13 protein-coding genes and 1 riboswitch are annotated in these 21,154 nt (G+C 70.0%); of the genes, 7 read left to right on the forward strand and 6 right to left on the reverse strand.

The window, feature by feature from the left end:
* Positions 1-146 precede the first annotated feature (146 nt).
* A riboswitch (TPP riboswitch) is annotated at positions 147-254 on the forward strand.
* Positions 223-2,079: a phosphomethylpyrimidine synthase ThiC gene (thiC, locus tag ACUYM2_RS11020; protein WP_481600092.1), complete on the forward strand. Its 1,857-nt coding sequence runs from the start codon at positions 223-225 to the stop codon at positions 2,077-2,079. It overlaps the preceding riboswitch by 32 nt.
* 40 nt (positions 2,080-2,119) lie before the next feature.
* Here thiC and ACUYM2_RS11025 read toward each other — a convergent pair whose 3' ends face one another.
* Positions 2,120-2,869, reverse strand: a complete 750-nt coding sequence (locus ACUYM2_RS11025; protein ID WP_481600093.1) for an alpha/beta fold hydrolase — start codon at positions 2,867-2,869, stop codon at positions 2,120-2,122.
* A gap of 87 nt (positions 2,870-2,956) precedes the next feature.
* Positions 2,957-4,543: a signal recognition particle protein gene (gene ffh / locus ACUYM2_RS11030; protein ID WP_481600094.1), complete on the reverse strand. Its 1,587-nt coding sequence runs from the start codon at positions 4,541-4,543 to the stop codon at positions 2,957-2,959.
* A gap of 150 nt (positions 4,544-4,693) precedes the next feature.
* Between ffh and ACUYM2_RS11035 the strand changes: the two genes are divergently transcribed.
* Entirely contained in the window at positions 4,694-6,082 is a 1,389-nt protein-coding gene (locus ACUYM2_RS11035) for a glucose-6-phosphate dehydrogenase (protein WP_481600095.1), read from the forward strand.
* A gap of 118 nt (positions 6,083-6,200) precedes the next feature.
* Here ACUYM2_RS11035 and ACUYM2_RS11040 read toward each other — a convergent pair whose 3' ends face one another.
* Complete coding sequence (locus ACUYM2_RS11040) at positions 6,201-6,539, reverse strand: P-II family nitrogen regulator (RefSeq protein ID WP_136322366.1); 339 nt, start codon at positions 6,537-6,539, stop codon at positions 6,201-6,203.
* Positions 6,536-7,909, reverse strand: coding sequence for an ammonium transporter (locus tag ACUYM2_RS11045; RefSeq protein WP_481600096.1), 1,374 nt, complete (start codon positions 7,907-7,909; stop codon positions 6,536-6,538). Before ACUYM2_RS11045 ends, ACUYM2_RS11040 begins: the two co-directional genes overlap by 4 nt.
* Positions 7,910-8,147: 238 nt before the next feature.
* On the opposite strand from ACUYM2_RS11045, the gene ACUYM2_RS11050 reads away from it, so the two are divergent.
* Together ACUYM2_RS11050 and ACUYM2_RS11055 are read left to right on the forward strand one after the other, a co-directional pair.
* Positions 8,148-9,389: an MFS transporter gene (locus ACUYM2_RS11050; RefSeq protein ID WP_481600097.1), complete on the forward strand. Its 1,242-nt coding sequence runs from the start codon at positions 8,148-8,150 to the stop codon at positions 9,387-9,389.
* Between the two features lie 85 nt (positions 9,390-9,474).
* Positions 9,475-11,169 carry a hypothetical protein gene (locus tag ACUYM2_RS11055; RefSeq protein ID WP_481600098.1) on the forward strand — a complete coding sequence of 565 codons (1,695 nt, stop codon included), beginning with the start codon at positions 9,475-9,477 and terminating at the stop codon, positions 11,167-11,169.
* Between the two features lie 96 nt (positions 11,170-11,265).
* Here the strand turns inward: ACUYM2_RS11055 and ftsY are convergent, their stop codons facing one another.
* Positions 11,266-12,474, reverse strand: a complete 1,209-nt coding sequence (ftsY, locus tag ACUYM2_RS11060) for a signal recognition particle-docking protein FtsY (RefSeq protein WP_481600099.1) — start codon at positions 12,472-12,474, stop codon at positions 11,266-11,268.
* A 105-nt stretch (positions 12,475-12,579) separates the two neighbouring features.
* Positions 12,580-16,188 carry a chromosome segregation protein SMC gene (smc, locus tag ACUYM2_RS11065; RefSeq protein ID WP_481601471.1) on the reverse strand — a complete coding sequence of 1,203 codons (3,609 nt, stop codon included), beginning with the start codon at positions 16,186-16,188 and terminating at the stop codon, positions 12,580-12,582.
* 308 nt (positions 16,189-16,496) lie between these two features.
* On the opposite strand from smc, the gene ACUYM2_RS11070 reads away from it, so the two are divergent.
* From ACUYM2_RS11070 to ACUYM2_RS11080, 3 genes are read left to right on the forward strand one after another with little or no spacing between them, the layout of a single operon-like run.
* Positions 16,497-17,519: a 3-oxoacyl-ACP synthase III gene (locus ACUYM2_RS11070; protein ID WP_481600100.1), complete on the forward strand. Its 1,023-nt coding sequence runs from the start codon at positions 16,497-16,499 to the stop codon at positions 17,517-17,519.
* Positions 17,513-20,164: an alpha/beta fold hydrolase gene (locus tag ACUYM2_RS11075; RefSeq protein ID WP_481600101.1), complete on the forward strand. Its 2,652-nt coding sequence runs from the start codon at positions 17,513-17,515 to the stop codon at positions 20,162-20,164. Before ACUYM2_RS11070 ends, ACUYM2_RS11075 begins: the two co-directional genes overlap by 7 nt.
* Positions 20,161-21,132 carry an NAD-dependent epimerase/dehydratase family protein gene (locus ACUYM2_RS11080; protein ID WP_481600102.1) on the forward strand — a complete coding sequence of 324 codons (972 nt, stop codon included), beginning with the start codon at positions 20,161-20,163 and terminating at the stop codon, positions 21,130-21,132. The genes ACUYM2_RS11075 and ACUYM2_RS11080 overlap by 4 nt, the downstream gene beginning before the upstream one ends.
* Positions 21,133-21,154 lie beyond the last annotated feature (22 nt).

Genomic DNA, 21,154 nt, shown 5'->3' on the forward strand with positions numbered 1-21,154 from the left:
GCCTAAAGCCTAATCCGCATGGCGATCCGCGGGCCCAGCGCGTCCAACCCCGGGGCAAGACCCTGCGCTGAATCACGACGCCACGCTGACACAGACGCGGTCCGGGCGCCCCCGCCGGCTTCCCGGGCGCCCTGTGGTAGCTTCGTCTACGACCACACGGGTGCCCCTGCAGGGGCTGAGATCAGGCTGGCGCAGCCTGCGACCGTTGAACCTGTCCGGGTAATGCCGGCGAAGGAAGTGAGTAGTTCTTTGAGCGCAACAAATCCACAGCACAGCCCTGCCCTGAACGGGAACAGCGCCGCGCCAACGGAGCCTCCCGCCAGCGGCGCAACAACCGTGACGCAGTCCCTGAAATCCCATGCACTCGCGTATGTCGAAGACGGCGGGATCCGCGTCCCGGTGACGGAAATTGCCTTGGAACCATCCCCGGGCGGCGTCGGGAATCCTCCGTTCCGGGTGTACCGCACCGCGGGACCGGGCAACGACCCGGTGGTGGGGCTCGCCGCTTTCCGCAGTGAATGGATCGCCGGACGCGGGGACACGGAACCCTACAGCGGCCGGGAACGCAACCTGCTCGACGACGGCAAATCCGCGGTCCGACGCGGTGCCGCCTCAGCGGAATGGCGCGGAGCGCCGCCGGAGCCCCGCCGCGCCGTTGAGGGCCGAACGGTCACCCAGATGCACTACGCACGGAAGGGCCTCGTGACACCGGAGATGCGCTTCGTCGCATTGCGGGAGAACTGCGACGTCGAGCTCGTCCGCAGCGAAGTCGCCGCCGGCCGGGCCATCATCCCCAGCAACATCAACCACCCGGAGTCCGAGCCGATGATCATCGGGAAGGCGTTCCTGGTCAAGATCAACGCGAACATCGGCAACTCTGCGCTCACCAGCTCCATCGCCGAGGAGGTCGACAAGCTCCAGTGGGCCACGCAGTGGGGAGCGGACACGGTGATGGACCTGTCGACCGGGGACGACATCCACACCACCCGCGAATGGATAATCCGCAACTCCCCTGTCCCCATCGGCACTGTCCCGATCTACCAGGCCCTGGAAAAGGTCAACGGCGAGGCAAATGCGCTGACCTGGGAAATCTTCCGGGACACCGTGATCGAACAGTGCGAGCAGGGCGTCGACTACATGACCATCCACGCCGGAGTGCTGCTCCGGTACGTCCCGCTGACCGCCAACCGGGTTACCGGAATCGTGTCCCGCGGCGGTTCGGTCATGGCCGGGTGGTGCCTTGCGCACCATCAGGAGAACTTCCTGTACAAACACTTTGACGAGCTGTGCGAAATTTTTGCCCGCTACGACGTCGCCTTCTCCCTCGGCGACGGGCTGCGGCCGGGGTCGACGGCGGACGCCAACGACGCAGCCCAGTTCGCCGAGCTGGATACCCTGGCCGAGCTCACGCAGCGGGCCTGGGAGTTCGATGTCCAGGTCATGGTGGAAGGCCCGGGCCACGTGCCGTTCCACCTCGTCCGGGAAAACGTGGAGCGCCAGCAGGGACTCTGCAAGGGGGCGCCCTTCTACACGCTGGGGCCGCTGGTCACGGACATCGCACCGGGCTATGACCACATCACTTCGGCGATCGGCGCCACGGAGATCGCCCGCTACGGCACGGCCATGCTGTGCTACGTCACGCCCAAGGAGCATCTGGGCCTGCCCAACAAGGACGACGTGAAGACCGGGGTCATCACCTACAAGATCGCAGCCCACGCCGCCGACCTGGCCAAGGGGCATCCCGGTGCACACGAACGCGACGATGCCCTGTCCAAGGCCCGGTTTGAATTCCGTTGGCGCGACCAGTTCGCACTTTCCCTGGACCCGGTGACCGCGGAGGCCTTCCACGACGAGACTCTGCCGGCCGAACCGGCCAAGACAGCCCACTTCTGCTCCATGTGCGGGCCGAAGTTCTGCTCCATGCGGATCAGCCAGGACATCCGGGACGAATACGGTTCAGCGGATTCCCAGGCAGCATTGGCACAGATGGCAGCCGGAATGCGCGCGAAAAGCGACGAATTCCTGGCGGCCGGCGGCAAGGTCTACCTGCCCGGGCCCTCCCTCGGCGCGCCCTCTTAGACGGGGCCCCGGCAGCCTTCTGACGCGCGGCACCGGCGCGTCAGGAGGCGTGGGCGTGCCGGCTGCGGTTGACGTCGGCGATGAAGGAGCGGATGGCGCGGTCGCCTTCCTTCGAATCCTGCGGCCGGTGCCCGCCCGGGGCGGTGCGGTGCAAGGCGCCCGTCTCCCGCAGGTAGCCGGCAATTTCCTCGTAGAGCGGTTCCCAGCCGCCGGTCAGGACCAGCGTCGGCACGCCCGGAACAATCTGCAGCGGGGCTTCCCACGGCGGTGCCTGCAGGCGGAGGCGCCGCGCGGCGCGTCCGTCCTCCACCGCGGGCTCGCCCACGGTGCCGCGGACCGGGGCGTGGGCGGCGAACACCCGGCGCACGAACTCCCGGTGGAAATCCTCGTCGCCGAGGTTGTGCCGGACGTCGAAGAGCGGCTGCATCAGGGCCCGGTGCGCGGCGGTCGCCGGCAGTTCTGCCGTAAGCGAGAGGCAGGCCGGTTCCACCAGGGTGAGGGACCGGACGAGGTCGGGGCGTTCGACGGCGGCCATCATCGCGGCGATCGCGCCCTGCGAGTGGGCCACGACGTGGCCGCCGGCCTCGCCGCGGCCGTCGTCCGCCAAGGCCCGCAGCACGATGCCGGCGTCGGCGGCGAAGTCTGTTTCCTGCGGTTCGGCGACGGGGTCGAAACCGTGGCGCCGCAGGAACAGGGCGTCGTAGCTCAGCGCCATGCCGTGCTGCTTCGGCCACGCCGCGGCGCCAAAACTGCCGGCCCCGTGGACGAAGACTACGCGCTGCTTGAACATGTCCTAAGCCTATGGCACCGCCCCGTCAACGAAGCCGACGACATACTGGCTGTCGGCATGCTGCTGCCGGCGGCAGACCGGTTTCGGCTACTTGCTGCCGCCGAGGAACTTGTCGAAGCCCTTGGGCAGGTTGAGCTGGGAGGGGTCGAATTCCCCGCCCTGCTGGCCGAAGGCTGCACCGGTGGGCACGGCCTTTGGGCCGGCGGCGCGCCGCGCCTCCGCGTCCTTGAGCTCCTGCGCGGCCTTGGCCGGGTTGCCGGAGCGGGCCTTCTTCTTCGGCGCGCTCTTGGCTCCCTTGCGGGCACCGCCGCCGCCCATCCCCGGCATTCCCGGCATCCCGGGCATGCCGCCGCCGGCCGCCATTTTTTTCATCATCTTCTGCGCCTGGGCAAAGCGCTCCAGCAGGCCGTTGACCTCGGAGACGTGCACGCCGGAACCGCGGGCGATGCGGGCGCGGCGGGAGCCGTTGATGATCTTCGGGGCCACCCGCTCGTGCGGGGTCATGGACCGGACGATCGCCTCGACCCGGTCAATTTCGCGCTCGTCGAACTGCTCGAGCTGCTGCCGGATGTTCTGCGCACCCGGCATCATCATGAGCATCTTCTTCATCGAGCCCATGTTGCGGATCTGCTGCATCTGGGCGAGGAAGTCCTCAAGGGTGAAGTCCTCCTGGTCGGCGAACTTCTTCGCCATCCGGGCTGCTTCGTCCTTGTCCCAGGACTTCTCGGCCTGTTCGATCAGGGTCAGCACGTCGCCCATGTCGAGGATGCGCGAGGCCATCCGGTCCGGGTGGAAGAGCTCGAAGTCGTCCAGGCCTTCGCCGGTGGACGCGAACATGACCGGCTTGCCGGTCACCGACGCGACGGACAGCGCGGCACCGCCGCGGGCGTCGCCGTCGAGCTTGGAGAGCACGATGCCGGTGAAGTTGACGCCTTCATCGAACGCCATCGCCGTGTTGACGGCGTCCTGGCCGATCATCGAGTCGATCACGAAGAGGACTTCGTTGGGGACGATGGCCCGGCGGATCTGGCGGGCCTGTTCCATCATTTCGGCGTCGACGCCGAGCCGGCCGGCGGTGTCCACGATCACGACGTCGTGCAGGGTGCGCTTGGCTTCCTCGACGCCGGCGCGCGCGACGGCGACCGGGTCACCGGCGGGGTGGTCCAGCTCGGTGGAGGTGGCGCCCGGGTGCGGGGCGAAGACGGGAACGCCGGCACGCTGGCCGACCACCTGAAGCTGGGTCACGGCGTTGGGGCGCTGCAGGTCGCAGGCCACCAGCATGGGGCTGTGGCCCTGCGCCTTGAGGAACTTGGAGAGCTTGCCGGCGAGCGTGGTCTTACCGGCGCCCTGGAGGCCGGCGAGCATGATGATGGTGGGGCCGGTCTTGGCCAGCCGGATGCGGCGGGTCTCGCCGCCGAGGATCTCGACCAGTTCCTCGTTGACAATCTTCACGATCTGCTGGCTCGGGTTCAGCGCACCGGAGACCTCGGCGCCGAGGGCACGCTCGCGCACGCGGCCGGTGAACTCCCGGACCACCGGCACGGCAACGTCGGCGTCCAGCAGGGCACGCCGGATTTCGCGGACCGTGGCGTCAACGTCCGCCTCGGTCAGGCGGCCCTTGCCACGGAGGTTCTTGAAGGTTGCTGTCAACCGGTCAGAGAGTGAATTGAACACGCGCCGTGCACTTCTTTCAGTGGATCTACAGCTGGCGGCCGGTGCGGCACGCCAGAGTCGTGACTGTTTCGCCGGAACGAACTGCCTCGACAACGGGACTCGACTATCTAGGGTACCAAGACGGGCCTTCAAGATGGCATGCTGGCGTAGGTGACCAGTCAACCAAGTGTAAAAACCCTGCTCATCCTCGGCGCTTCGGGCGACCTGACCGGGAGGCTGCTGCTGCCGGGCCTGGCCCGGTTGGTGGCGAAGGGCCACGCCGCGGGCCTCACCCTGGTGGGTGCGGGCTCGGACGACTGGACCCCGGAACGCTGGCTGGAGCGTCTTGAGACATCCTTCGCCGACGCCAATTCCCAGGCCGACACCGCAGGCAAGCGCGAGCTGAAGCGGATCCGCGAAAGCACCAGCTACCACCGGCTGGACGTCACCGCCGAGGGGCAGCTGTCCGGGCTGCTGGCCACGCTGGAAGGACCTGTGGCCGTGTACTTCGCGCTGCCGCCGAAGATCAGCGAACTGGCCTGCAAGGCACTGACTCCGGAGCAGGTACCCGCGGGGACCCGGCTGGTGATGGAGAAGCCGTTCGGGTCCAGCGAGGAGTCCGCGCGGGAGCTCAATAAGACCCTGGCCGCGCTGGTCCCCGAGGACCACATCCACCGGGTGGACCATTTCCTGGGCAAGGCCACGGTGTTGAACATCCTGGGCCTGCGCTTCGCGAACACCTTTCTGGAGCCAGTGTGGAACCGGGACTACGTCGAGAAGGTGGAGATCATCTTCGATGAGGACCTCGCGCTGGAGGGCCGGGCCCGCTACTACGACGGCGCGGGCGCCCTGCGCGACATGATCCAGAGCCACCTGCTGCAGATCATGGCCCTGCTGGCGATCGAACCGCCCGCCTCGGTGGACGAGCGGGACCTGCGCGATGCCGTCGCCACGCTCCTGCGGGCCAGCAGCATCAAGGCCCCGTACGCCAAGCACACCCGCCGTGCCCGGTACACAGCCGGGTCCATCAACGGCCGGAAGGTCCCGGACTACGCCAAGGAAGAGGGCGTGGACGCGTCGCGCAACACCGAAACCCTCGCCGAGGTGCAGGTGGACATCGACAACTGGCGCTGGCAGGGCGTGCCGTTCATCCTCCGCTCCGGCAAGGCGCTGGGCGCCATGCGCAAGGAAGCCGTGGTCACGTTCCGGCCGGTGCCGCACCTGCCCCGGGGCTTCACCGGCGTGGACTCCCCCAACCAGTTGCGGATCGGCTTCGGGCCGGACACGCTGCAGTTCGACGTCGACGTCAACGGCCCCGGCGACGTGCTGAGCCTGGACCGCGCCACCCTGAAGGCCGAACTCAGCGCCTCCGAGCTGCTCCCCTACGGTGAAGTCCTCGAGGGGGTGCTCAGCGGTGATCCACTGCTGTCCGTGCGCGGCGACACCGCGGAAGACTGCTGGCGCATCCTAGAACCCGTGCTCAAGGCCTGGGCGCGGGACAGTGTCCCGCTGGAGGAATACCCCGCCGGGTCCACCGGTCCGGAAGGCTGGCCGACGTAAGGCACGCCGCCCCACCGCACGCGACGAAGCGGGCCGGACACCTTTTCAGGTATCCGGCCCGCTGTCGCAGCCCCCGATCGCGGTCCGCTTTGCGCAGCTGCGGCTGGAGGGCCGCGGCCTAGATGGCTGCTGCGCCGCGTTCCCCGGTGCGGACGCGTACGGCCTCGAACACATCCATCGTCCAGACCTTCCCGTCACCGGCCCGGCCGGTGTTCGAACTGGCGATGATGACGTCCAGGATGTCATCCGCCTGTTCGTCGGTGGCCAACACCTCGACCCGGATCTTCGGCAGCAGGTCCACGTTGTACTCGGCGCCGCGGTACACCTCGGTGTACCCGCGCTGCCGGCCGTAGCCGCTGGCGGCGCTGACCGTCAGGCCCTGCACGCCGTAGGCTTCCAGGCCCTCCCTGATTGCGTCGAGCTTTTCCGGACGGACGATAGCGGTGATCAGTTTCATGCTTCCACACTTTCCTTGCCTGCGGCGGTCTTCTTGCCGTTCGAGGTGACGTCCACGGACTCGGTAGCCGGTGCTTCTGCGACCTCGTCCAGCTGCTTGCCGGTGATGAGTTCGTGCAGCGGCTGGAAGCTCCCACCGCGGCCGCTGACGCCGAACTCGTAGGCCGTCTCGGCGTGCAGGCTAAGGTCGACACCCACGACTTCCTGTTCCTGGGAAACCCGGAAGCCCATCAGCTTGTGGATCGGGAAGGCGATGATGAACGTCATGATCGCCGTGAAGGCCATGGCGATCAGGGCTGCCAGGACCTGGGCGACGAGCTGCGTGCTGCCGCCGCCGTAGAACAGGCCCGCGGTGCCCTGGGACGGGGTGGCGAGGAAACCGATCGCCACGGTGCCGACGACACCGGAGACAAGGTGCACTCCGACGACGTCGAGCGAGTCGTCGTAGCCGAACTTGAACTTCAGGCCGACGGCGAGCGCGGACGCCACACCGGCAACCACGCCGAGGGCGATCGCCCCGAGCGGCGAGACGTTGGCGCAGGCCGGGGTGATGGCGACCAGCCCTGCCACGACGCCGGAAGCGGCACCGAGGGACGTCGGGTGTCCGTCGCGGAAGCGTTCGACGGCCAGCCAGCCGAGCATCGCGGCGGCCGGAGCGGCGAGCGTGTTGATCCAGATCAGGCCGGCCTGCTCAACCGTGGCGGCGGCGCCGGCGTTGAAGCCGAACCAGCCGAACCAGAGGATGGCTGCGCCCACCATGACGAACGGGACGTTGTGCGGGCGGTGGTTGGGGTCCTTGCCGAAGCCGCGGCGGTTGCCGATGATCAGCACCAGGATAAGGCCCGCCACGCCGGCGTTAATGTGGACCACGGTTCCACCGGCGAAGTCGATGACCGGGGCGAAGGTCTGGCCGAACCAGCCGTCTGCGGAGAACAGGCCGCCGCCCCAGACCATGTAGGCCAGCGGCGCGTAGACCAGGGTGGCCCAGATGGGCGTGAAGATGACCCAGGCGGAGAACTTGGCCCGGTCTGCGACAGCGCCGGAGATCAGGGCGACGGTGATGATGGCGAAGGTCGCCGCGTACCCTACCTTGAGCAGGTCAGCCGGTTCGGTGAAGTTGTGCAGCCCGAAGTGGCTGGTGGGGTTCGCGAAGATCTGGAAGAAGTTGTCCTTGTTGCTGGTAGCCATCGAAGCGCCCCACAGGACCCACATGATGCCTACGGTTCCAATGGCGACGAAGCTCATCATCATCATGTTCAAGGCCGACTTGGCACGAGTCATGCCGCCGTAGAAGAATGCCAGGCCCGGGGTCATGAACAGCACAAGGGCTGACGCGACCAGGAGCCAAACGAGACCTGCGGTGAGTTCCATGGTCTGCGTCCTCTCTTGCTCTTAGGTGCGGACTTGTCCGCCGGTCCAACGCGTTTTGCGTTCTAAGAAGAGTGTGCTGGCGCCGTGTTTCACCCGCAGAGGATTTACATTGCCGGGTTGTTACAAGAACCTCCCGGAAGTAAATGGTGCGTCTCGCGCTTGTTACGGTTATGTTTCACGCGTTCAATCACGCCCCTGCCTGCCCCACGGCACCAGAAGCAGCACCGAAAGCAGCACCATGAGCAAAGCAACCCGTTCCGCCAACGGATCCCGGCCGATGCCCGGCCTGAGGCGCCCCGGCGGCCCCCGCCTGCCCCGGGACATCAAGGTGATGCTGGTCGCTGCCTTCCTGATCGCGCTGGGCTTCGGACTGGTGGCCCCGGTGCTGCCCCAGTTCGCCACCACCTTCGACGTCGGCGCAACCGCGGCGGCGGTGATTGTCAGCATCTTCGCGTTCATGCGGCTCATTTTCGCCCCGGCCGGCGGGGCACTGATCGTGAAGCTGGGCGAACGGCCGGTGTACGTGGCCGGGCTGCTGATCGTGGCGGCGTCCACCGCGGCCTGCGCTTTCGCCCAGGATTACTGGCAGCTGCTGGTCTTCCGCGGCCTCGGCGGGGCGGGCTCCGTGATGTTCACCGTGGCCTCGATGGCCCTGGTGGTGAGGCTCGCCCCGCCGGAAAGCCGCGGCCGGGTTTCCGGGGCCTACGCCTCGGCCTTCCTGATCGGCAACGTGTGCGGGCCGATCGTGGGCGGGCTGCTGGCCAGCTTCGGACTGCGGGTGCCGTTCCTTGCGTACGCGGCGGCGCTGGTGCTGGCCGCCGCCGTCGTGCAGACCCAGCTCAGCCACGTCCCCGCGGGGTCCCGTGACGCAGTCGCGGCGGCGCCGGCCATGCTGTTGCGGGATGCGCTGCGGGACAGCGCCTACCGGGCCGGGCTGGCGTCCAGCTTCGCCAACGGCTGGGCCACGTTCGGCGTCCGGATGGCGACGGTGCCACTCTTCGCCGTCGCGGCGCTCGGCGCGGGCCCGTCGTCCGCGGGCTGGGCGCTGGCGGTGTTCGCCGGAGGCAATGCCGCGGCGCTGACCTTCTCCGGGCGGCTCGCGGACAACCTGGGCCGGAAGCCGCTGATGCTGGCCGGGCTGGCCGTCACCGGCCTCGCCACCGCAGCCATCGGCCTCACGCATGAGCTGCCCTGGTTCCTGCTGGCCTCCACCATCGCGGGCATCGGCTCCGGGTTGCTGGGGCCGGCGCAGCAGGCGGCGATCGCCGACGTCGTGGGCAATGAACGCTCCGGCGGGCGGGTGCTGGCCGTGTTCCAGATGACCTCGGACAGCGGCGCGATCGTGGGGCCGGTTATCGCCGGCCTGCTGGCCGACCGGCTGGGTTACGGCTGGGCTTTCGGCGTGACCGGCGGGGTGCTCCTCGCGGCGGCGGTGGGCTGGCTGCTGGCCCGGGAAACGTTCCAGCGCCAACCCAACTAAGTCACGGCGGGCACCGGGTCGTCCGCGCTCCTAGCAGAATTGGCTAGGCTAGGGGCAAACCAACCTCGACCGCTGGAGAAATTGCATGCCCGATACTGACCACCCGCCGCACGGCACGGAGCCTGGCCCCACCAGTTCCCGCCCGGCCGGAAAAATCACCCGCCTACGCCTGATTGCCGCCGTCGCGGCGGTGGCGGTCATTGCGCTGATCGCGGTCCTGCTGACGGTGACGTTGAACCAGGGCTCGAACGCGAACCAGGCGGCCGGGAACACCGAAGCCACCGCCGGGGACACGCCGACGCAGCCCGCTCCCACGGGCAAGGCTCCCGTCGTCAGCTATTACAAGCAGACTCCGCCGCCGGCCGGGTCCCCCCTGGAGAAGGTGGACCCGCTGGAGCTGACCGTCAAGGACGAGCCCGTGGGAACGACACTGGACAAGGGCACCGTCGGAATTTCCCTGGAAGCGACCGATCTGGCGGACCCCACGCTGAGCGCTGACAACCCCACCATGGTGAAGCTGCTCAAGGACTCCGACGACACGGTGCTCCGCTTCGGAGGCAACGCCGTCGACCGCCGGTTCTTCTGGACGTCCTCCGGGGAAGCGCTGCCCGCCGGCTACAAGGGAGATAAGGCCCACCCGGCACGGGTGGTCACCCCCGCCGACCTGGAGCGCGTTGCCACCCTCCTGAACGCCACGAACGCCAAGATCAGCCTCACCGTGGACCTCGGGCACTATGACCCGGCGCGGGCGGCGGACATGATCAAGAACGCCTCCAGGATCTTCGGAAAGCGGCTGCTAAGCTTCACGGTCGGAAATGAACCGAACGGCTTCGCGTACACCAAGCTGCGTCCGGCCACCTACGGCTCCGACGAGTACATCGTGGAACTCAAGGCCTACGCCAACGCCATCCACGCCGCCGCCCCCAATGTCGTCATCTCCGGGCCCGGCGTGTATGACCAGAAGTGGTGGAAACCGTTTATCGACGCCGAGCTGCCGCAGAAAAAGGTGCTGTCGTTCCACAACTACCCGCTCTTCAGCTGCAAGGACACGAAGTCGGAAGGCTTCCCCACGATCCCCAACCTGCTGGGCGAGGGAACCCGCCAGCGCGCCGCCAACTACCAGCAGCACGCCCTTGATGCGGCAAAGACCGCCGGGCTGGAGACCTGGCTCGCGGAGACCGGCATGTCCGCCTGCCCGGGATCCAACCAGACCACCAAAACGCATGCGACGGCCCTGTGGGCGGCAGACTACGCCTTGAACGCCGCCCGCCTTGGCATCACCCGGCTGGGCTTCCACAGCTCGATGGCAACCTGCAAGGGCGGCCCGCCGATGTCCGTGATCTGCAGCGGCGGCGCCTACCTGAAGCCGAACGGCGAGATGGCCCCGCGCGCGAACTACTTCGGCATGGCGATGGTCGCGGACCTGGCGCCGGGCAAGTTCCTCAACCTCGACAAAAAGGGCGGCGGCATGGGCAACAGCTACGCGCTGAAGAACGCCGACGGCAGCACCACGGTGGTCATCGTCAACGAAAACGATCCCGAGAAAGCCGCCCAGACCGAGGTCTCGCTCAAGCTGCCCGGCCGTGCCCTGCGCGGAACCATGACGCAGCTCAGCGGCCCCCGCCTGAACGCTCAGGACAGCACGGTGATTGACGGGGCCAAGGACGCGCCGGTCCCGGCCGCCAAGCGTCCCACCGTGCCGGGCTTCTCCTACGGCTCGGACACGCAGAAGTTCAAGCTGACCGCCGGCACCGTGACGGTGCTGAACTTCAGCTACTGACCGCACCCAGCGGTTAACCAAACCAGCCCGCACCTGTTGCCGTTTCGAAAGCTGAAACGACAACCCGTGCGGGCTGGTTTGTTCTGGCGTGCGGCGTTAGTTCAGCAGCGCGTCCACGAAGGTTTCGGCGTCGAAGGGCGCCAGGTCGTCCGCGCCCTCGCCGAGGCCCACCAGTTTCACCGGCACCCCGAGGGACTTCTGGATCGCGACGACGATGCCGCCCTTGGCGGTGCCGTCCAGCTTGGTCAGCACAATGCCGGTGATGTTCACGACCTCGGCGAAGACCCGCGCCTGGTTCAGGCCGTTCTGGCCGGTGGTCGCGTCCAGGACCAGGAGCACCTCGTCCACCTCGGCGAGTTTTTCGATCACGCGCTTGACCTTGCCGAGTTCGTCCATCAGGCCGACCTTGTTCTGTAGCCGTCCCGCGGTGTCGATCATCACGACGTCGACTTCCTGGTCGATCCCGGCCTTGACCGCCTCGTACGCGACCGACGCCGGGTCCGCCCCGTCAATGTCGGACTTGACCGTGGGAACGCCGACGCGCTGGCCCCAGGTGGCGAGCTGCTCGGCCGCGGCGGCGCGGAAGGTGTCTGCGGCGCCGAGCAGCACGTCCTTGTCCTCGGCGACGAGGACGCGGGCCAGCTTGCCCACCGTGGTGGTCTTGCCGACGCCGTTGACGCCGACCACCATCATCACGGCGGGCTTGTCCGCGTGGCGTTCGACGTTCAGGCTGCGGTCCATGGTGGGGTCCACGAGCTTGATGAGTTCCTCGCGCAGCAGGGCCTTGACCTGCTCGGGTGAACGGGTGCCGAGCACCTTGACCCGTTCGCGGAGGGCATCCACGAGCTGCATGGTCGGTTCGGTGCCGAGGTCCGCCAGCAGCAGGGTCTCCTCGACTTCGTCCCAGACGTTCTCGTCGATTTTGTCGGCGGAGAGCAGGGCGAGCAGGCCCTTGCCGAGGATGTTGTTGGACTTGACCAGGCGTTCGCGAAGCCGGGTCAGCCGGCCGGCCACCGGCAGCGGCGTCTCGACCGGCACGGTCTCGAGGCCCGCCACGTCGTCCGGCACCTCGACGGTTTCGAGGCCTTCAAGGTCGACGGCGTCCGTCACCGCGGCCCCGCGCGGCGGTGCGGGGCGGTCCTCCAGCAGCGTGCCGCCGCCGGAGCCCTGCACGGGGTCATTCGCGTCGCGCTGCGACGGGTAGTTGGTGATGTTCTTCCGGGTCTTCATAAGCACCGGAATCAGCGCACCGAGGACCACGAGGGCAACGAGGATGGGCAGGATAATGGGGAGGATGTCGTTCACTCCCCTAGCTTCTCATAATCCTTAAACGCGCCGGGGGCGCTGCGGACGCCCGAAGACGCCCCTCGGGCCCCGGCACGTCAGAGCCCGGTCCCGAGGCCCCCGCCGTCAGACGTCGGCGCCCAGCCGCTGGCTGATCACGGTGGAGACGCCGTCGCCGCGCATCGTGACGCCGTACAGCGCGTCCGCGACCTCCATGGTGCGTTTCTGGTGCGTAATGACGATCAGCTGGCTGGACTCGCGCAGCTCCTCGAAGATCGTGATGAGCCGCCCCAGGTTGGTGTCGTCCAGGGCGGCCTCCACCTCGTCCATAACGTAGAACGGCGACGGACGGGCCTTGAAGATCGCCACGAGCAGGGCCACCGCCGTCAGCGACCGCTCACCGCCGGAGAGCAGGGACAGCCGTTTGATCTTCTTCCCGGCGGGCCGGGCCTCCACCTCAATGCCGGTGGTGAGCATGTCCGAGGGGTCGGTGAGGACCAGGCGGCCTTCGCCGCCCGGGAACAGCCGGGCGAAGACCCGGACGAACTGCGCCGCGGTGTCCTCAAAGGCCTCGGCAAAGACCTTTTGCACCCGCTCATCGACTTCCTTGATGATGTCCAGCAGGTCCTTGCGGCTGGACTTGAGGTCTTCCAGCTGGGTGCTCAGGAATTGGTGGCGCTCCTCGAGGGCCGCGAACTCCTCCAGCGCGAGCGGGTTGACCCGGCCCAGGGCGGAGAGATCGCGCTCGGCTTTCTTCAGCCGCTTTTCCTGCTCTTCGCGGACGAAGGGTTTGCCCTCGACAATCTCGCGGCCGTCCTCATCCACGGGGGCGCGGAGGGCCGCCCATTTGTCCCCGGTTTCGCCGGCCGGCAGGGGTACCGGCTGGTCGGGGCCGAAGTCGGCGGCGAGCTGGTCCGCGGTCAGGCCGAGTTCCTCGACGCTGCGCAGCTCGAGGGCTTCGATCCGGAGGCGCTGCTGCGCGCGGGCGAGCTCGTCCCGGTGCACGGAGTCGGTCAGCTCGGCCAGTTCGCGGGCAAGGGCGTCGTTGCCGGTGCGCACCCCGGCCAGCTCGCGCTCCATCTGCTCGCGGCGTTCCTCCGCAAGGTCGCGGTCGCGGCGGGACAGTTCCACGGACACGTCAATGAAGCCGATGACCTGTTCGACGGCGGCGGACACGGCGGCGGCGCGGCGCGCCTGCAGCCGGCGGCGGCGGGCCCGTTCGGCGGCTTCCTCCCGGGCGCGGCGTTCGGTCGCGGCGGCCCGTTCCAGCGACGACGCCCGGTTGCGGATGGCGGTCAGCTGCTCCTCAGCGCTGCGCAGCGAGAGCCGGGCCTCCATTTCGGCCGAGCGTGCCGCCGTGGCCGCCAGGGCGAGGGCGTCGCGGTGTTCGGGCGAGGGTTCTTCCTCGGCGGGCGCCTCCTGGGCCGCGGCCAGCCGGGCAGCGACGGCCTCCAGGGCCTCCTGGTCCGCCCGGATGTTCGCTTCCGCGCGGGCCAGCGAGGCGGCGAGGCGATCGCTCTCCGCGACGGCGCTGCGCAGCACCGAGTTCAGGTGGCCGAGCCGTTCGGCCACGGCGGCCAGCCGGGCGTCGGAGTCGTGCAGTTTTTCCAGGGCGGCGTCGGCCCGGTCCTGGGCGGCGGCGCGGCGGGATTCCGCGGCGGACCGGGCGAAGCGGTTGCGTTCCAGTTCCGCACCGACGGCGGCCAGCCGGGCGGCGGCGTCGTCGACGGCGGCCTGGACTTCCAGCAGCGAGGGGGCCGTGGCGGAACCCCCCGTGACGGTGAGCGCGGTGAACACGTCCCCGGCCCGGGTCACGGCGGTCAGCTCCGGCCGGGCGGCGATGAGGCGGGCCGCGGCGTCGAGGTCCTCGACGACGGCGGTGCCGGCCAGCAGCTGTGCCAGCGGCACACTGGCGCGGACATTGTCTCCGACGGGCTTGTCCCCGGACGGGGTAACGAGGGCGGCAGCCCAGCGCGCCCCGGCGGGGAGCCCACCGTCCTGGCCGTCGGGGGCAGTCCCGGACGCGCCGGCCAGCAGCAGCGAGGCGCGGCCGGCGTCGTCGTCCTTCAGCAGTTGCACCGCGGCGGCGGCGGAGGCGGCGTCACGGACCACGACGGCGTCGGAGCTGTTGCCGAGGGCGGCGGCAATGGCTGCCTCGTAGCCGGTTTCGACGCTCAGCATGCCGGCGAGCGGGCCGAGCACGCCGGGCAGCTCCGCGGCCAGCACGTGCTCCGAGCCGTCCTTGCGGTTCAGGCCCAGCTGCAGCGCATCGCGGCGCGCCACGAGGGCGTCGCGTTCCCGCTCACCGTCCCGTTCTGCCGCCTTGAGGGCCTCGATGTCCGCCACGATGGCGTCGAGGGCCTCGCTTGCGGCCTCGTATTCCGCGTCGAGGGTTTCCTCGCCGTCCTCGACGCCGGCCACCTGCGACTCGAGGGCGGTGAACTCGCTCTGCGCGAGGCGGCGCCGTTCCTCGCCGGCTTTCTGCGATTCCCTGAGCCGGCCCAGTTCCGCCTGGCCGGATTCGACCCGGGACCTCGCCGCGCCCACCTGGCCGGCGAGCCGGGCCAGCCCTTCGCGGCGGTCCGCGGCGGCCCGGAGCAGGGCAGCGAGGCGTTTGTCTTCAGCCGCTGCCGCACTCTCGGCGTCCTGTTTGGCGGCGGTGGCGGCGTCCAGGGCGGCGCGCCGCTCGAGAATCCGCGCTTCCAGCCCGGACTGTTCCGCGCGGACCCGGGCTGCCTGCTGTTCGAGCTGTTCGGGGTCCCGGCCGGCGTCCGGGGCCACGTCGGCCGCGCCGAGCAGGCGGCGGCGTTCTTCGGCCAGCGACCCCAGCGAGCGCAGCCGTTCCCGCGCGGCGGAGAGCTGGTACCAGTTGTCCCGGGCGGCGTTGAGCTTCGGCGTGGCCTCGGCGGCGAGCTGTTCCAGGGCGGCCTGGCGCTGGCGGCCGGTTTCCAGGTCGCGTTCGACGACGGCGCGGCGCGCCTTCAGCGCGGTCTCGTCGGCGACGTCCTGTTCCAGCACGGACTGCAGCTGGACGAGGTCGTCGGCCAGCAGGCGGCAGCGCGCGTCGCGGACCTCGAACTGGACGGTCTGGGCCCGGCGGGCAACCTCGGCCTGCTTGCCCAAGGGGGTGAGCTGGCGCCGGATTTCCCCGGTCAGGTCGCTGAGCCGGGCGAGGTTGGCCTGCATGGCTTCGAGTTTGCGGACCGTCTTTTCCTTGCGGCGTCGGTGTTTGAGGATGCCGGCGGCCTCCTCGATGAAGCCGCGCCGGTCCTCCGGGGTGGCGTGCAGGACCTTGTCCAGCTGCCCCTGGCCGACGATCACGTGCATTTCCCGGCCCAGGCCGGAGTCGGAGAGCAGTTCCTGGATGTCCAGCAGCCGGCAGCTGGCCCCGTTGATGGCGTACTCGGAGCCGCCGGTGCGGAACAGGGTGCGGGAGATGGTGACTTCGCTGTAGTCGATCGGGAGCGCGCCGTCGCTGTTGTCGATGGTCAGCGAGACGTGGGCGCGGCCCAACGGCGGCCGGCCGGACGTCCCGGCGAAAATGACGTCTTCCATCTTGCCGCCGCGGAGGGTCTTGGCGCCTTGTTCGCCCATCACCCAGGACAGCGCGTCCACCACGTTGGATTTGCCCGAGCCGTTGGGGCCCACCACGGCGGTAACGCCGGGTTCGAATTCAAACGTCGTCGCGGAGGCGAACGACTTGAATCCGCGGACGGTCAGGCTTTTGAGGTGCAAGGTGTTTCGGGTCTCCTGCTCGATGCGGACGAAGGCGCGCTGCTGGAAGGGCACGCTTCGGACGGACGCGGGTGTTGGGGGCGGCGCCGGTACTAACAATCTACTGCGGAGCGCCGTCAATTCTGTGCCAATTCCGCGCCCAACCCGGTGCAGGACCCTTGCGAAGCGGCCGCAGGAGCCGCGGGCGGCGCGCGGGCTCCGTGTGCGGGAATGGATCTGCTCGGGGCATAGTTAAGCTCTTGGGCTTGTGCCCGGCGATGCAGTTAACGTCCCGGGAGCGCGGGACGGACACGAACAGGGGCTTGATCTTGGTAGGGAACGCAACATTCAGGCACCGCAACACCGCCTTGCTGTCGGTGAGCAGTGTCGAGGCTCCGACAGTGGTCAGTTCCACGGAGTTCGACCGCCGGCTGGCTTCGACCCTGCGGCGGCTGAAGGTTCCGCCGAAACTGCTGGAACGGGTCGCCGGCATCACGCACCGCCGCTGGTGGGCGCCCGGGACCTCGTTCGACGACGCCGCCATCGAGGCGGGCGCAAAGGCGCTGGCCGAGTCCGGCATCGAAGCGTCCGAGGTCGGCCTGCTGATCAACACCTCCGTCACGCGCCGCAACCTCGAACCCTCGGTCGCGGTGAAGATCCACCATGGGCTGGACCTGCCGTCCTCCGCCATGAACTTCGACCTGGCCAACGCCTGCCTCGGCTTCGTCAACGGCATGACCCTGGCCGCCAACATGATCGACTCCGGCCAGATCCAGTACGCCATGATCGTCAACGGCGAGGACGCGCAGGCAACGCAGGAGGCCACCCTGGCCCGGCTGCAGCGGCCGGAGACCACCCGCGAGGACTTCAACCGCGAATTCGCCACGCTGACCCTCGGTTCCGGAGCCGCCGCGGCAGTCCTGGGTCCGGCGGACCAGCACCCGGGGGCGCACCGGATTCTCGGCGGCGTGATGCGCGCCGGGACCGAGCACCACGAGCTGTGCGTGGGCGGCGTCGACGGCATGGCTACCGACACGAAGGGCCTGCTCGACGGCGGCCTGCAGCTTGTGGTGGACGCCTGGCAGGAGGCGCAACCGGAGTGGGACTGGGCTTCGATGGACCGTTACGTCACGCACCAGGTGAGCAACGCCTACACCCGGGCCATCATCGACGCGATCGACCTCGATCCGGACAAGGTGCCGATCACCTTCCCGCACTGGGGCAACGTGGGTCCGGCGTCCCTGCCCATGACCCTGGCCGCCGAGGCCCAGACCCTCGAAACCGGGGACCGAGTGCTGTGCATGGGCGTCGGTTCCGGCCTGAACACCGCCATGATGGAAATCGTTTGGTAGCCGCCGGCTGGCCCGGCGTCGACCCCGAATGGTCGCGCGAGGTCGACGTCGGATCCAGCTCCGCCGCGGACGCACCCGGAACCGTGCGCCGCTGGCACCTGCTCGACAACGGGGCCCAGCTCGCCCGCCGCGGCCTGACGCCTGCGGGCACGCTGCTGTGCGTGCACGGCAACCCGACCTGGTCCTACCTGTGGCGCACCCTGCTGGCCGCCGGAACCAGCCCCGCCCGGCCGTGGCGCGTGGTGGCCGTGGACCAGCTGGATATGGGCTTCTCCGAGCGCACCGGCACGTTCCGGCGCCTGGCGGACCGGATCAACGACCTCGGCGACCTCACCGCGGCCCTGGGGCTGGAGGGCCCGGTGGTCACCGTCGGCCACGACTGGGGCGGCGTGATCAGCCTCGGCTGGGCCCTGGCTCATCCGGAGCAGCTGGCCGGCGTTGTGCTCACCAACACGGCCGTCCACCAGCCCGCCGGCTCCCCCATCCCGCCGGCGTTGCGGCTCGCCCTGCACCCAGCGGTTCACGGCTGGGGAACGACGACGTCGGATGCGTTCCTGCGGGTGACCCATGCCCTGGCCCACCCGCCGTTGGCCGCGGACGTCCGCCGGGCGTTCATGGCCCCCTACCGCGGCGCCGCCCGCCGCGCCGGCGTGGGCAACTTTGTTGCCGATATTCCCGCCGACGCGTCCCATCCCAGCTTTTCGGCGCTCAACGGCGTCGCCGAAGGGCTGCGCGGGCTGAAGGTTCCGGCGCTGATGCTCTGGGGACCGCGGGACCCGATCTTTTCCGACCGGTACCTCAAGGACCTCATCAGCCGGCTTCCGGCGGCCAAGGTGCACCGTTTCGAGGGTGCCGGCCACCTGGTCGCGGAAGACCGGGACATCGCCGCCCCCGTTTTCGACTGGCTTGCCGAGCAAAGCCGGGACAACGGACCAGGCATCCATCCCCCGGCGCCCGGCGTCGGGGGTCCGCCGTTGTGGGCGCCCCTGACCGAACTCGCGGCCGGACCCTCCGGCGCGGACACCGCCGTCGCGGAGATGGCCGCGGACGGCAGCGTCGCCCGCACGCTCAGCTGGCAGCAGCTGGAGCAGGACGTTGCCGCCCTCGCGGCAGGCCTGCAGCAAGCCGGTGTGGGGAACGGCAGCCGGGTCAGCCTGATGGTTCCGCCCGGCGTGGACCTCACCGTGCTGCTCTACGCCTGCCTGCGGCTCGGCGCGGTGGTGGTCGTGGCCGACGCCGGCCTGGGCACCCGAGGCCTGAGCCGCGCGGTAAAGGGCGCCACCCCGGATTTCCTGATCGGCATCGACAAGGCACTGGCGGCCGCTGCGGCCCTCGGCTGGGCGGGACGGCGCATCAGCGTGCGGGACCTCCCGGCCGCACGCCGCCGCCTCCTTCGCGTTGAAACCTCCCTCGCCGCCCTCGCCCGCCGCGGTGCTGCACTAGGCCCGGCAGCCGCCGCCCCGGTTCCGGAGCCGGACGCCCCCGCCGCCGTGCTCTTCACCTCCGGCTCCACCGGCCCCGCCAAGGGCGTGCTCTACACGCACCGGCAACTGGCCGGGATGCGGGACACCGTGGCCGCGACGCTGCGGATCCGGCCGGGCGCACGCCTGGTGGCCGGCTTCGCGCCGTTCGCCCTGCTGGGTCCGGCGCTCGGGGCCGTCTCGGTGACGCCTGCCATGGACGTCACCGTGCCCCGCACCCTGACGGCCCGCGCGCTGGCGGACGCCGCCGCGGCAATCGACGCCACGGTGGTCTTCGCCTCCCCCGCCGCGCTGCGCAACGTCGTCGCGACCGGCGGCGGCCTGAGCTCCGCCGGACACGAGGCCCTGGCCCGTGTGGAGCTGCTGCTGTCCGCGGGCGCGCCGGTCCCCGAACCCCTCCTGGCGCAAGTGCAGGGGCTGCTGCCGGCGGCCTCGCTGCACACCCCGTACGGGATGACGGAGGCGCTGCCGGTGACGGACATCAGCCTCGAAGAGATCCGCGCCGCCGAGGCCGACGCCGCCGCCGGCACCATGGCGGGGGCCGGCAACGGCGTCTGCGTGGGCCAGCCGGTGCACGGGGCCCGCACGGCCGTCATCCCGCTCGCCGCGGACGGCACCGCCCCCGGGAACGACCCCGTCACGGACCCCGGAGTGACCGGCGAGATCCTGGTCAGCGCTCCGCACGTGAAGGATGCCTACGACAGGCTTTGGCTGACCCAGCGCGAGAGCGTCCGGACGCCCGGCTGGCACCGCACCGGCGACGTCGGGCACTTCGACGCCGCCGGCCGGCTCTGGGTGGAGGGACGCCTCGCGCACGTCGTGACGGCGCCGGGCGCGGTGGTGACGCCCGTCGGCGCCGAGCAGGCCATCGAACGCCTGGACGACGTCGGCCTGGCCGCCGTCGTCGGGGTCGGCCCGGCCGGGACGCAGGCGGTCGTCGCCGTCGTCGAAACTGTCCCGCCGGCGCGCCGGGCGGGCCCCGCCGCGCCTCAGCTCGCCGGACGCGTCCGGGACGCGGCACGCCAGGCCGGCGTCAGCGTCTCCGCTGTGCTCGCCGTCCCTTCCCAGCCGACCGACATCCGGCACAACGCCAAGATCGACCGGACCCGCCTGGGGCGCTGGGCCTCCGCGGTGCTGGCCGGCGGCCGGCCGGGCACGCCGTGAGGGTCCTCGTTACCGGCGCCAGCGGCCTGCTCGGCGGCGAAGTCGCCCGGATGCTCGTCCGGCAGGGCCACAGCGTCACCACCTTCCAGCGCCGGCCTTCCGGCGTCGAAGGAGCCGCCGACGTCGCCGGGTCCGTGACGGACGACGACGCTGTCCGCCGCGCCGTGGCCGGCGCCGAGGGGGTCATCCACCTGGCCGCGAAGGTCTCCTTCACCGGCCCCGCCGCGGAGTTCGACGAGGTGAACGTCGAGGGCACGCGCCGGCTGCTGGCCGCCGCCCGCGGGGCCGGCGTGCGGGACCTGGTGTTCGTCTCCTCCCCGTCCGTGGCCAACTCCGGGGGCGCGATCGCCGGCCTGGGCGCCGAGCCGGCGGATCCGGGCCGCGCGCACGGGGACTACTCCCGCACCAAGGCCGCGGCCGAACTGCTGGCGCTGGCTGCCGACTCGCCGGACTTCCGGGTCACGGCGGTGCGCCCGCACATCGTTTGGGGCCCAGGCGACACGCAGCTGGTGGAACGGGTGCTGGACCGGGCCGGCCGGCGCCGCCTGCCGCTGCTCGACGCCGGGGCAGCCCTGATCGACACCACCTACGTGGACAACGCCGCCTCGGCAATCGTCGCCGCGCTGCACCGCATGGAGCACATCCACGGCCGGGCGCTGGTGGTCAGCAACGGTGAACCGCGCCCGGTCGGCGAGCTGCTGGCGGGTATTTGCGCAGCCGGCGGCGTCCCCGCTCCGTCGTGGAACGTCCCGGGCAGGATTGCGCGGGCGGCAGGGTCGGTGGTGGAGAGGCTCTGGTCCAGGGCCGGGCGGGCGGATGAGCCGCCGATGACCAGGTTCCTCGCCGAGCAGCTTTCCACCGCGCACTGGTTCGACCAGCGCGAGACCCGCGAACTCCTCGACTGGACCCCTGCGGTGTCCTTGGACGAGGGCCTGGCGCGGCTGGCGACGCACTACGGGTCAGCGTAGCGGCGCCACCAGCGCCCCCGTT

The organism is Arthrobacter sp. SD1074B (genome assembly GCF_056780195.1).